The following is a 12,461-nucleotide window of genomic DNA, read 5'->3' as shown; positions in this document are numbered from 1 at the left end:
GAACAATTACCAATTGGTTTATAGAATGAAGCTCAAGTGTTCTACACATTCTATACTCACAAGGAGGTGATATCACATGGCAAACAATACTTCAAATCAATTATTAGTTCCTGGTGTTCAACAAGCTCTTGACCAAATGAAATATGAAATTGCTACAGAATTTGGTGTACAGCTTGGTGCTGATACTACTTCACGTGCTAACGGTTCTGTTGGTGGTGAAATCACAAAACGTCTAGTTCAAATGGCTGAGTCACAAATGGGTGGCGGATTTTCTCGTTAATAAAAAATAAATACGATGGCTACAGAGAGTGTGGAGGGTTTCCTCCCACTCTCTTTTTTGTTTAGGAAAATTTATTAATATTTCCAAATTTTTATTTATTTCTGTATAATTATTTTATAAGAAAAATTATTTTAGGGGGAGAGCCATGAAACGGAAAGATTTAATTGCACCGGAAAAGTATAATCTTGTTTCTGAAATGGAGCGCTATGCTAAAGATCCGCAAAGAATTGCCTTAAAGTGGGAAAATGAGGAAGGAGAAACAAAACAGGTTACATATGAACAATTAATGAAACAGGTAAACCAAGCGGGGAATGTCTATACCCAGAATGGACTAACTAAAGGCGATGTCGTTCTCGTAATCGTACCTCGTCTAATTGAAGCCTATGTTGTTTATTTGGCCGCATTAAAAGCAGGAATGGTGGTCATTCCGAGCTCGGAAATGTTAAGGGAAAAAGATTTGCAGTACCGTATTTCACATGGTGATGTAAAGGCCGTTGTTAGTTATTATCCATATGTCGATCAATTTGAGCATATTTCCGAAACACAATCACTGGTTAAGTTTACAATTGGGGCAGAGGAAGAAGGCTGGATTCATCTGGATGCCGCAATGGAAAAAGCTAGTGATGATTTCACAATTGCCCAAACACTACGAGATGATATGGCCTTTTTATCCTATACGTCAGGAACAACAGGAAATCCAAAAGGCGTTGTCCATACACATGGCTGGGCTTTTGCTCATTTAAAAACAGCAGCACCCAAATGGCTTTGTATTGAAGATGGAGATACTGTATGGGCAACCGCAAGCCCTGGTTGGCAAAAATGGATTTGGAGTCCGTTCTTATCCGTTCTTGGCTCAGGTGGTACCGGATTGGTATATAACGGAAAATTTGAACCGAAAAAATATTTAAGCCTGCTGCAAAAATTTGATGTCAATGTACTTTGCTGCACACCGACTGAATATCGCCTAATGGCAAAGGTAGACAATTTAGCTGACTATCAATTACCAAACCTTCATAGTGCTGTTTCTGCAGGTGAGCCGTTAAATCGTGAGGTTATTAATACCTTTAAAAAATATTTTTCTATTGATGTCCGTGACGGCTATGGACAAACTGAAAATACATTACTTGTTGGTGTAACGAAAGGAATGGATTTAAAGCCGGGATCAATGGGTAAGCCAACACCAGGAAACCGAGTAGAAATTATTAATGACGAAGGGCAGGTTTGTGCCGTCGGAGATGTCGGAGATATTGCGGTCCATATCGAAACACCTGCCTTATTTAAAAACTATTATAAAGATCCGGAAAGAACTGCGATGCAGTTCCGCGGCGATTATTATGTAACAGGCGATAAAGCAAAAATGGATGAAGAAGGGTATTTCTGGTTTGAAGGCCGCGGTGATGATATTATTATCAGCTCAGGCTATACGATAGGGCCTTTTGAAGTAGAGGATGCGCTCGTGAAACATCCATTTGTAAAAGAATGTGCCGTTGTCGCTAGTCCTGATGAAATTCGCGGTTTTATTGTCAAAGCGTTTGTCGTTTTACAAGACGATGTCAACCCAGCTGACCCTGAGTTGACAAAAACCTTACAGGAACATGTAAAAACACTTACAGCCCCATATAAATATCCTAGAAAAATTGAGTATTTGACAGATCTTCCAAAAACGACCTCTGGGAAAATTCGTCGGATTGAACTCCGTCAAAAAGAAATGGAGTCACTGAAACAAGTTTAATTTTATGAAAAGACAAGCAGGCGGTATTTACCGTCTGCTTGTTTTATAAGCTTGTCTTTGTGTTGCCGTTTGGGAAAAAGTCCACGCCTGGTCACTGTGAAGGATTCAGGGTGACCATTGAAGTGAAAAAAATCCTCTCTCGGTCACTGTGGAAGGTTTAGAGTGCCCGTTGAAGGGAAAAAAAGCTCCACTCGGTCACTGTGGAAGGTTCAGAGTGCCCGTTGAAGGGAAAAAAAGCCGCGCTCGGTCACTGTGGAAGATTCAAAGTGCCCGTTGAAAAGAAAAAGAGAGCTATATGGGCATTATCTCTGTATCATGATGAAAGGCCAACTAAAATAATAGTTGTTCTACTATTAATGATCTTACTGTTTGAATTAGGAATTCATATTTTATTACTATTAGAAAAAAGGGGATATAACCACAATGGGAAAATTATGGTATGGAGGAACCATTTATACGCTCGAGAACGAAGAATCAACGGTAGAAGCTATTTTTACAGAAGGAGATCGAATCGTACTAACAGGTGAAAAAATGCAATTAGAAGAAATTTTTAGCGAAAGGATTTCGGAATGGGTCGACTTGAAAGGTGGCACAATGTTTCCTGGCTTTGTCGATAGCCATATCCATTTAATTGGGCACGGGGAATCAATAATTCGGCTTGATTTATCAAAAATGAAGTCGAAAGAAGAAGTCTTAGCTGCTGTTAAAGATTATTCTAAGCATAGTCATAAAGGGGAATGGATTATTGGCGAGGGCTGGAATGAAAATCTTTGGTGCAGGACGGAAATGATTCATCGTAAGGAATTAGACGAAATTTCTGTTGAAAATCCAATCATGCTAAAGCGGATTTGCCGCCATGCCATGTTGGTGAACACAAAGGCATTGGAACTGGCAGGGATATCAGAAGAAACAATTTGTCCACCCGGCGGTGTTATTGAAAAAGATAGGGAAACGGGTTTAACAGGTATTCTCAAAGATACAGCCCAGGACATCATCCACGCTGCAATCCCTGTGGTTTCAGAAGAATATTTACAAAAAGCGATGAGGGCTGCTATTAAAGATTTATATCAGCTCGGAATTACCGGGGTCCACACTGAGGATTTAAACTATTACGGGGGATTCCATCGGACTTACAAGACGTTTAAAAAGGTAATTGAAGAGGAGGGACTTTCATTCCGTACTCATTTACTTGTTCACAATGGTGTTGTAGATGATATGGTTCATGAAGATGCAAGCTTTTTATCCGGTAATGATTTTATTGAGTTCGGTGCGATGAAGATTTTTGCTGATGGTGCCCTAGGAGGGAGGACTGCACTCCTAAGCCATCCCTATAATGATGCACCGGAAACAAACGGAGTGGCCTTGTATAATCAAGAAGAATTGAATGGTTTAGTCGCTAAGGCACGTTCATACAACCTTCCTGTTGCCGTCCATGCAATTGGGGATTTAGCATTTGAATATGTTTTAAACGCGATTGAAGCCCATCCACTTGCAGGCATTGGGAGGGACCGTCTGATCCATGCCCAAATTTTGCGTCAAGACCTGATTGCCAGGGCTAAGAAGCTCCCAGTTATCCTCGATATCCAGCCAGTTTTTCTCGCTTCTGATTTTCCATGGGTCATCGACCGGATTGGCAGTAGTAAAATGGACTATTGTTATGCATGGAAAACGCTCATTAATGAAGGCCTTCACTGTGCCGGAGGCTCAGATGCACCGATTGAATTGCCGAATCCATTGTTGGGTATCCACGCTGCGGTCACTAGGATGGATTGGAATGATCCAAAAGGGATTATTTATGGGAAGGAACAAGCTTTAAGTGTCTATAATGCCGTCTGTCTTTTTACGAAAGGCAGTGCTTATGCTGCTTGTCATGAGCAAGACCGCGGTATAATTAAAAAAGGATATTTGGCTGACTTTACCGTTTTGGAACGAAATATATTTAGTGTGCCTTCTTCCGAAATACCAGAAGTTCCTGTCCAAATGACCGTCATTGGCGGGGAAATTGTATTTGAAAAGGAATAGTTTGGTAAGCAAATAATACCCCTATTTTTGGAGTTTCACGTTATAATGAAGATATTTCGAAACTAGAAAGAATAGGGGCTCGAGGAGACAAATGAAAAAAACAGACACACAGATGGGAGCCATTTATGCTGGCTTTTCCTATTTTATTTGGGGTCTATTGCCGATTTATTGGAAACTTTTAGATCATGTGAATGCAATGGAGATTCTCGCAAACCGTATATTTTGGTCGTTTATTTTTATGCTGATTGTTCTTTTCTTCACGAAAAAATGGGGTTTATTTGTCCACACCCTAAAAGGATTTGCCAAAAATAAAAAGCAAATGTATGCGCTGGCGATTGCCTCCTTTATAATAAGCGGGAATTGGTTTATTTATATTTGGGCAGTGAACAGCGGCCATATGATTGAAGCAAGCCTTGGCTATTATATCAATCCGCTTGTCAGTATTTTATTGGGGATGATTGTCCTGAAGGAAAAATTAACATTTTACCAATACGGATCCTTCATTTTGGCTGCAATTGGTGTATTAGTCATTACGATTTCTCATGGCACATTTCCTTGGATTGCCATTTCCTTGGCACTAACCTTTGCTTCATATGGGTTAGCCAAAAAGCTGATTAATGTGGATTCTGCCGTTGGATTAACATTAGAAACTCTTATAATTTCGCCAATCGCTGCCATCTATATGATTTTCCTATTGGTAAATGGTTCTAGTTCTGTTTTAACTGCCAGTTTGGGGACTGATTTATTATTAATGGGTGCTGGTGTAGCAACTGCGGTACCACTTCTTTATTTTGCAAAGGGAGCGCAAAAAATTCCACTCTCCTTACTAGGCTTCCTGCAATATATTGCACCAACGTTAACATTACTATTAGGTGTTTTTGTCTATCAAGAGCATTTTACAAAAACACAACTTTTAGCCTTTTTATTTATTTGGTCCGCTCTTACGATTTATTCGCTATCAAAAACAAAGCTATTGCCGGAAAAAGGCTTTAAATTGCGCAAAGAAAAGCGAGCAACACTATAATAAAAAACCTTATCCAAGCATGGATAAGGTTTTTATTTTTGAATTTTCTAATTGTAAAGAGCTCGAATAAACGCTCGAAAATTGATATTTGCCATCTAACGGTCATCAATAGTCTGGATAAACAACCGAAATCCGATTAATGCCGTAAGCACATCATTTAAAGTCAGTAAGACATCCGAAAAGGGTGCCTCTCATTTATTAAAGGAATGTTCGCTTCACTTTATCCCAAAAGGAGTTGTCTTTTAATTTCAAGGTTTTAATTTTTTTATCACTTATTTTGATTAGAATTTTATCCACATGGCGGATACTTAAGGCTTCATTATCCATACCCATTGTCGGATGGTCATTGTCGTCTGATATGACCTTGAGCGTAAGCGTACGCTCGCTTCCGACAATAAAAGAGGTACCAAGTGTCCGGTAACGGTTCGTATTAACAGAGGCAACTTCACTTACTTGCATGCAGGAAAGGAGCGGATCAACAATTGAACCATTCACCGATTTATTATAGGCAGTACTTCCGGTTGGTGTAGCAACAATTAAGCCGTCCCCTCGAAACGTTTCAAAATGGAGTTGATCAACAAACACATCAATCACGAGTGTTTTAATAATCGATGAGCGAATACTGAATTCATTTAGGCATGGAAAAGTACCCTGACCGTCAATGTTTACTTCAATCATAGGATAGCGGCGAACCTCAATATGCTCATTGGTGGATATGGCCTCTATCATTTTAGATGTATCACTAAGTCGAAAATCACAATACATACTCAAACTATTCTTTGTTGAAATCCCCGTATATAGGCAATCATCACGAAATCCCGTTTTCCTCACAGCCTGCAGGAAAGTTCCATCATCACCGATGCTGGCAATGATATTTGCCTTTCGATAATCTGATACGATGGTAAAACCATAACGTTCAGCCATTTCGAATAAGGGAGCTACCTTCGAAAGCAAGTCCGAATCCCGCTTGTGATAAAAATAAATATTACGTCTTAATTCCATATACTTGTCCCTCCTTTAAGATATGAAAAAATTTGTAACATTGGAAAATAAATCTTTGATAAAATAGTAATTGTCTGAAATTAGTTTAGCATTTTTTTGAAACAATATGAAAGCAGGGATATGAATTTTAGACAAAAGAAAGAGGGGGAAATTCATTTGAATGGAAAACGATGGGCCGCTCTAGGAATTGCTGCGGCATTATTTTTTGTTTCGATTGTAATTAATTTTTTATCGGTGTTTGCTTTAAAAGGGATTAAAACGGATTTCACTGATTATATGGCTGTTGGTGAACAGCCTTTTACCGAAGAAGTCGTCAAAGATGGCAGCGAATTAAAGAAAATCGTGATTCTTGATGTCGACGGTGTTATCCAAGATACCGGTGAATCAGGGTCATTCCTGCAAAGTTCAGGCTATAATCACCAAGATTTTATGAAAAAGTTAAACTATCTGCAAGATGATGATACGGTTAAGGGAGTAATAATTAGAGTTAACTCACCAGGCGGCGGTGTAGTTGAAAGTGCAGAAATTCACGACAAGCTTGTTGAGATCCAAAAGGATAGTAAAAAACCAGTCTATATTTCGATGGGCTCCATGGCGGCTTCGGGAGGATATTATATATCAACGGCAGCGAAAAAAATCTATGCCAGCCCTGAAACATTAACAGGGTCGCTTGGGGTCATTATGGAAGGATATAATTACAAGGGCTTAGCTGATAAATATGGTGTGGATTTTGTTACGATTAAAAGCGGAAAATATAAAGACATCATGAGTCCAACAAGAGAAATGACGGATGAAGAGCGGCAAATTTTACAAAAGATGATCGATAATTCGTATGAAGGTTTTGTAAAGGTTATTTCAGAGGGCCGGCATATGAGTGTGGATGAAGTGAAGGCGATTGCTGATGGACGGGTGTATGATGGTCGGCAGGCAAAAGAAATTAAACTCATTGATGATTTTGGTTACTTAGAAGATGTTATCGATCAAATGAAAAAGCAAGAGAATCTAAAAGGTGCAAAGGTAGTTCGTTATTCGGACGAGCTTGGTTTTGGCTCACTATTTAAGTTCCAGGCTAAAAAATTTATCGGTGATAATGTGGAAATGGCGGGACTCATGAAAATCCTTTCTAAGCCTAATTCACCGCGCCTGATGTACTTATATGCAGAATAGGGGGCAAAGCGATTGGAAACGAATGATTATCAAGAAATGATGAAGGAGCCCACCTCAAACCAAATAGATCGTGAAGGTGCCGCTGTTATTTCCACTGAAGATTACCGAATACCAGAACCTGTTTTACAAGACCTCCCAGTTCGTTATGCTGGTTTCTGGATGCGCTTTTGGGCCTATCTGCTTGATTTAATTGTAGTAGGCAGTATCGAGCGAATCCTAGTCAACCCGTTATTTCGAGCGCTTGATATTTCTTTATCTGAATTTAACATGTTTGCCCCTATCTCCATTGCATCAGCGGTTATCTTTTATTTATATTTTGTCTTGATGACAAAATATTTTAAGCAAACCCTTGGAAAAATGGTGTTTGGTTTAAAAGTAGTTGACCTAAAAAATATTGAATTATCTTGGGGAACTATTCTTTTTCGTGAATGGATTGGCCGTTTTATATCAGCAACGGTCATTATCGGATATATTATTGTTGCCTTTTTACCAAAAAAGCAAGGGCTTCATGACATCTTTACTGACACCACAGTAATCCATGTAGAGCGGTAAAAAATAAAAAAAACAAACCTATCAACGTTGAGTTGGTAGGTTTATTTTTTTCACAAAAGAGAATAATAAAAGGCTGAAAGGTTGTGAACAAATTGTTTTGGCTGTGGCTTTCCTTGTCGATCCTATTGTTCTTATTCATTTTAATAATTATTACAAAGTTAACGATTCTTGTAAATTATTATCATCATAATGACAACGATGATTTAAAAGTCGAATTTAGGGTATGGTTTGGCTTAATTAAATATAAGATAAGTGTTCCTTTAATAAAAATTGATGATGGTTCACCAAGTGTAGTGGTAAAAAGTCATTCACATATGGGTAATACCGCGGCTGAAAATCCTGAACATAAGGTAAACCAAATGACCAAAAAAGATATGCAGGCAAATTTCAAAAAAACGAAAGAACTGCTAGAGAAGGTTTTCAATTTACAAGTAATTGTCAAGAAGTTTTTTCAAAAGGTGACGATAAAAAAATTAGAATGGGATTCGTTCATTGGGGTTGGTGATGCTGCATATACCGGTATGGCAACAGGGGCATTATGGGCGGTAAAAGGAAGTATTGTTGGTCTTTTGAGTCGTTATTTACGATTGCAGGAAATGCCGCATTTATCGGTTACTCCCCATTTTCAAGCTGCCGTCATTCAAACAAGAATCACGTGTATGTTTCAGTTTCGAATAGGGAATGCTATTCTCGCAGGATTAAAACTGATGAAATTCTGGAAGGGCGGGAAACCGCAACTTAAAAGCAACAACAATTTAAAAAATGAAAAAACGAAATCAGTTTGAACGAGGAGGAAATAGCCATGTCTGATCACCCAATTCAAGGTTTAATGACGACAGCAATGGAAAGCTTAAAAGAAATGATTGATGTGAACACCATCATTGGAGACCCAGTTGAAACCCCTGACGGAAGTGTTATTTTAACAGTATCAAAGGTTGGATTTGGATTTGCTGCTGGAGGCAGTGAGTTCAAGCTCGACAGCTCACAATCGCAAGGACAAAGCCAAGGTCAAGGGCAAAGCCAAGGTCAATCAAAGCTTCCATTTGGCGGCGGTAGCGGCGGCGGTGTTTCAATCACCCCAATCGCCTTTTTAATTGTAAACTCTAGTGGTGTCAAAATGCTTCACCTCGATGAAAGTACCCATCTATACGAGAAGATTTTAGAACTTGCACCGCAGGCAGTCGATAAAATTCAGCAAATGTTCTCGAAGAAAGACCAGAATAAACAACAGCAAGCCCAACAGCAAACCCAGCAGCAGCCAAAAATTGATCTTGATTTTTAATTTGAAGGTTAATCTTCCAAACCAAATTGGAAGGTTAACTTTTTTCTTGTTTTAATGTAGAATACGAGAGTTTAAATAATTGCAAAAAGGGTTTTGAAAAGATATATTTACACTGTACATATTTTAAGCTAAAATGCTGATTAAATTTATTAGCGTAATAGCTTTAAAACGACAAAGGAGGATGAAAGAATGGCAAATGTAACATTCAAAGGAAATGCTATCACGTTGTTAGGCAATGAGGTAAAAGTTGGTGACAAGGCTCCAAATTTTACAGTGCTAGCAAATGACTTATCAGAAGTGACGTTAAACGATACGAAGGGGCAGGTTCGTTTAATCACTTCAGTGCCATCTTTAGACACGGGTGTGTGTGATGCAGAAACACGCCGATTCAATGAAGCAGCAAATAGCTTAGGAAACGTAAAAATATTAACAGTGAGCGTAGATTTACCATTTGCGCAAAAACGTTGGTGTGCAGCTAGCGGCATTGAAAATGTGCAAACATTATCTGATCATCGTGATCTTTCATTTGGAGAAGCATATGGGGTTGCCATCCAAGAATTAAGACTATTAGCTCGTGCAGTGTTTGTTGTTGACTCGAACGATACAGTCACATATGTTGAGTATGTTAGTGAAGCAACTAACCACCCTAACTACGAAGCTGCAATTGAGGCTGCAAAAGCGGCAAAATAATTTAGACACTAAGAAACGCGAAAGAGCCCGTTTAGCAGCACTGGAGCTGGACAATTCTAGTAAATGAAATTCTTATATGATAAGAAGGCCTCGACTATAACGAGGCCTTTATACTTGGCTAATAGGAAAGTATAAATTTTTCAAATTTCTACTTTCCTAACGCATAAGTGCAACTACGCCTCTGTCTTCGCCCTTCGGGGCTCGCCAATCGGCGAGTTTGCTTTATTAAAAAAATACATACTTGTTTAAAATGAATAAGGAAAATCTAGTATTGGAGGGGAAACAATGAAAATTTCTCCAGTTGAACAGCTTTTTACATTATTTAATGAAACTGCTCTTATTTTACAAGAGGAATTATCCTGTAGTTACCTTGAGGCACTTGCCGAAACAGGGGAAAATCTATTTCAAGGGGCCATCCTTCAGGACGAGCTAAGTGAGCTAACGTTAAAAAGGCTTAAGAAAGTATATGAAGAGATTCATTTGGTCAAATATTCGAATGAGGATATTCGTAAAGCCTATCAGCTTGTTATTTTAAAAGGGATGAAGGAAAATGTACAGCCAAACCATCAAATGACACCAGATTCTATTGGCATGCTGATTGGTTACTTAGTTGAGAGATTTATGAAGCAGCAGTCTTTCCGTCTCCTCGACCCTGCCGTTGGAACAGGGAATCTATTAACAACAGTGTTAAATCACGTCCATAAAAATATTTCGTCTATTGGTGTAGAGATTGACGATATTCTGATCAAGCTTGCCTATGTAAATGCTAATTTACAAGAGCATCCTGTTCAGTTGTTCAATCAGGATAGCCTAGAGCCTTTGTTTATTGATCCAGTGGAGGCAGTCATTGCAGATTTGCCAGTGGGCTACTATCCAAATGATATCAGAGCGGCAGATTATCAATTAAAAGCTTTAGAAGGCCACTCCTATTCACATCATTTATTTATCGAACAAAGTGTTAAACATACCTTACCTGGAGGCTATTTATTCTTCTTAATTCCGAACGGCTTATTTGAAAGTGATCAAGCACCTCAGCTTCATGAATTCATCAAGGGAAATCTGATTATTCAAGGACTGTTGCATTTACCAACAAGCATGTTTAAAAATAAACATTCAGCTAAAAGTATTTTGGTTTTACAAAAAAAAGGTGAAGGTGTCAAGCCGCCAAAGCAAGCTTTACTCGTGAATTTACCGAGCATGTCAAGTGCTGTTGGAATGGATAATATTTTGTCAAAAATTGAAAAATGGTTTCAGGAAAATAAAGGATAAAACTGGTTTTGATTACCAGTTTTATCCTTTTTGTTTTTTTTATATAAATAAGAAATTTGTGAAAATATGAACATTTAAGTTGAAAGCGCTATCAATTAAATTATCGCTTGTAATGTCCGATTTTCAATGATTAAATGAGAAATTGAGGTAAATAAACAAGATAGATTTGCACAAAATAAGGTGTACTAAACAATATGAGTATCGAAACGATATTGTTATATAAAAGGAGCTGTAACATAAATGGCAAAAATTATTGCAATTAATGCGGGAAGTTCTTCTTTAAAATTTCAATTATTTGAAATGCCTAGTGAAGACGTTATTACAAAAGGTTTAATCGAAAGAATTGGATTGACTGATTCCATTTTTACGATTACAGTAAACGGAGAAAAGATTACGGAAACAATTGATATTCCAAACCATGATGTAGCAGTATCCATGCTGTTGGACAAGCTTACGGGGTTAAATATTATTAAATCCCTTGATGAAATTGATGGAACAGGCCACAGGATTGTCCATGGTGGAGAAACGTTTGAAGATTCTGCACTTGTAACAGATGAAGTATTAGCAAGAATTGAAGAACTAGCGGATTTGGCTCCTCTGCATAATGCAGCAAATGCAACTGGAATTAAGGCGTTCAAACATGTACTTCCAAATGTTCCAGCAGTAGCTGTATTCGATACTGCTTTCCACCAGACTATGCCTGAAAGTTCCTATCTTTATAGTCTTCCGTATGAATACTATAAAGAATATGGCATTCGAAAGTATGGCTTCCACGGCACAAGCCATAAATATGTATCCCAGCGTGCAGCTGAATTATTAGGGCGTCCAGTTGAACAGCTTCGTCTAATTTCTTGTCACCTTGGAAATGGAGCAAGTATCGCTGCGATCGAAGGCGGAAAGTCCATTGATACTTCCATGGGCTTCACACCACTTGCCGGGGTCACAATGGGTACTCGTTCAGGTAATATTGATCCGGCCCTTATCCCATATATCATGGAGAAAACTGGTAAGACAGCTGATGAAGTGCTAGATGTGTTAAATAAAAAGAGTGGTATGTTAGCTGTTTCTGGATTCTCAAGTGACTTAAGGGATATTGAAATTGAAGCGAAAAAGGGTAATGAACGTGCCCAGCTGGCATTAGATGTGTTTGCTAATCGTATTCATAAATATATTGGTTCCTACGCTTCCCGTATGTATGGTGTAGATGCGATAATTTTCACAGCCGGTATCGGGGAAAATAGTGACACAATCAGAGAAAATGTTTTAAAGGGTCTTGAATTTATGGGTGTTTATTGGGATCCTGCACTTAATAAAGTTAGAGGCGAGGAAGCGTTCATCAACTATCCGCATTCACCTGTTAAAGTCATGATTATCCCAACAAATGAAGAGGTAATGATTGCTCGCGACGTAGTTCGTCTAGCTGATATTCATTAATAAACAA

At 38.5% G+C, this 12,461-nt stretch carries 12 protein-coding genes; 11 read left to right on the top strand and 1 reads right to left on the bottom strand.

Annotation, left to right across the window (positions count from 1 at the left end; translation table 11 throughout):
- Nucleotides 1–76 precede the first annotated feature (76 nt).
- The 4 genes from QNH20_RS20445 to rarD all read left to right on the top strand — a co-directional run bounded on the left by QNH20_RS20445 (nt 77) and on the right by rarD (nt 5,058).
- A complete protein-coding gene (locus QNH20_RS20445; RefSeq protein ID WP_283919801.1) occupies nt 77–280 on the top strand; it encodes an alpha/beta-type small acid-soluble spore protein in 204 nt (67 codons plus the stop codon).
- A gap of 145 nt (nt 281–425) precedes the next feature.
- Nucleotides 426–2,012, top strand: coding sequence for an acyl-CoA synthetase MbcS (mbcS, locus tag QNH20_RS20440; protein WP_283919800.1), 1,587 nt, complete (start codon nt 426–428; stop codon nt 2,010–2,012).
- Nucleotides 2,013–2,435: 423 nt separating this feature from the next.
- Complete coding sequence (locus QNH20_RS20435; protein WP_283919799.1) at nt 2,436–4,034, top strand: amidohydrolase; 1,599 nt, start codon at nt 2,436–2,438, stop codon at nt 4,032–4,034.
- Nucleotides 4,035–4,125: 91 nt separating this feature from the next.
- Entirely contained in the window at nt 4,126–5,058 is a 933-nt protein-coding gene (gene rarD / locus QNH20_RS20430) for an EamA family transporter RarD (protein WP_283919798.1), read from the top strand.
- A 198-nt stretch (nt 5,059–5,256) separates the two neighbouring features.
- Here rarD and QNH20_RS20425 read toward each other — a convergent pair whose 3' ends face one another.
- The gene (locus tag QNH20_RS20425) at nt 5,257–6,060 is read right to left on the bottom strand and encodes an NAD kinase (RefSeq protein WP_283919797.1); all 804 of its coding nucleotides are present in this window, start codon (nt 6,058–6,060) and stop codon (nt 5,257–5,259) included.
- 156 nt (nt 6,061–6,216) lie between these two features.
- Between QNH20_RS20425 and sppA the strand changes: the two genes are divergently transcribed.
- The 7 genes from sppA (at nt 6,217) to QNH20_RS20390 (ending at nt 12,454) form a co-directional block, all read left to right on the top strand.
- Nucleotides 6,217–7,227, top strand: coding sequence for a signal peptide peptidase SppA (sppA, locus tag QNH20_RS20420; RefSeq protein WP_283919796.1), 1,011 nt, complete (start codon nt 6,217–6,219; stop codon nt 7,225–7,227).
- A gap of 12 nt (nt 7,228–7,239) precedes the next feature.
- Entirely contained in the window at nt 7,240–7,779 is a 540-nt protein-coding gene (locus QNH20_RS20415) for an RDD family protein (protein ID WP_283919795.1), read from the top strand.
- A gap of 83 nt (nt 7,780–7,862) precedes the next feature.
- Nucleotides 7,863–8,564, top strand: a complete 702-nt coding sequence (locus QNH20_RS20410; RefSeq protein WP_283919794.1) for a DUF2953 domain-containing protein — start codon at nt 7,863–7,865, stop codon at nt 8,562–8,564.
- 17 nt (nt 8,565–8,581) lie between these two features.
- Nucleotides 8,582–9,061 carry a GerW family sporulation protein gene (ytfJ, locus tag QNH20_RS20405; RefSeq protein ID WP_283919793.1) on the top strand — a complete coding sequence of 160 codons (480 nt, stop codon included), beginning with the start codon at nt 8,582–8,584 and terminating at the stop codon, nt 9,059–9,061.
- Nucleotides 9,062–9,250: 189 nt separating this feature from the next.
- Nucleotides 9,251–9,751 (top strand): thiol peroxidase, encoded by a 501-nt coding sequence (gene tpx, locus QNH20_RS20400; RefSeq protein ID WP_283919792.1) that lies wholly within the window; start codon nt 9,251–9,253, stop codon nt 9,749–9,751.
- 285 nt (nt 9,752–10,036) lie between these two features.
- The gene (locus QNH20_RS20395) at nt 10,037–11,020 is read left to right on the top strand and encodes a class I SAM-dependent methyltransferase (RefSeq protein WP_283919791.1); all 984 of its coding nucleotides are present in this window, start codon (nt 10,037–10,039) and stop codon (nt 11,018–11,020) included.
- A gap of 240 nt (nt 11,021–11,260) precedes the next feature.
- A complete protein-coding gene (locus QNH20_RS20390) occupies nt 11,261–12,454 on the top strand; it encodes an acetate kinase (RefSeq protein ID WP_283919790.1) in 1,194 nt (397 codons plus the stop codon).
- The last annotated feature ends 7 nt before the right edge of the window (nt 12,455–12,461 follow it).

The organism is Neobacillus sp. WH10 (assembly GCF_030123405.1).
In the GTDB taxonomy this organism is placed as follows: Bacteria; Bacillota; Bacilli; order Bacillales; family Cytobacillaceae; genus Neobacillus.
The sequence above is the reverse complement of the archived record's forward strand: the minus strand, read 5'-3'. Positions and strand labels throughout refer to the sequence as shown.

Excerpts from the sequence above, each read along its gene's own strand:
- QNH20_RS20390 (WP_283919790.1), top strand. The coding sequence starts at position 11,261 with ATGGCAAAAATTATTGCAATTAATGCGGGAAGTTCTTCTTTAAAATTT.
- QNH20_RS20395 (WP_283919791.1), top strand. The coding sequence starts at position 10,037 with ATGAAAATTTCTCCAGTTGAACAGCTTTTTACATTATTTAATGAAACT.
- QNH20_RS20435 (WP_283919799.1), top strand. The coding sequence starts at position 2,436 with ATGGGAAAATTATGGTATGGAGGAACCATTTATACGCTCGAGAACGAA.
- ytfJ (WP_283919793.1), top strand. The coding sequence starts at position 8,582 with ATGTCTGATCACCCAATTCAAGGTTTAATGACGACAGCAATGGAAAGC.
- mbcS (WP_283919800.1), top strand. The coding sequence starts at position 426 with ATGAAACGGAAAGATTTAATTGCACCGGAAAAGTATAATCTTGTTTCT.
- QNH20_RS20425 (WP_283919797.1), bottom strand. The coding sequence starts at position 6,060 with ATGGAATTAAGACGTAATATTTATTTTTATCACAAGCGGGATTCGGAC.
- tpx (WP_283919792.1), top strand. The coding sequence starts at position 9,251 with ATGGCAAATGTAACATTCAAAGGAAATGCTATCACGTTGTTAGGCAAT.
- QNH20_RS20445 (WP_283919801.1), top strand. The coding sequence starts at position 77 with ATGGCAAACAATACTTCAAATCAATTATTAGTTCCTGGTGTTCAACAA.
- rarD (WP_283919798.1), top strand. The coding sequence starts at position 4,126 with ATGAAAAAAACAGACACACAGATGGGAGCCATTTATGCTGGCTTTTCC.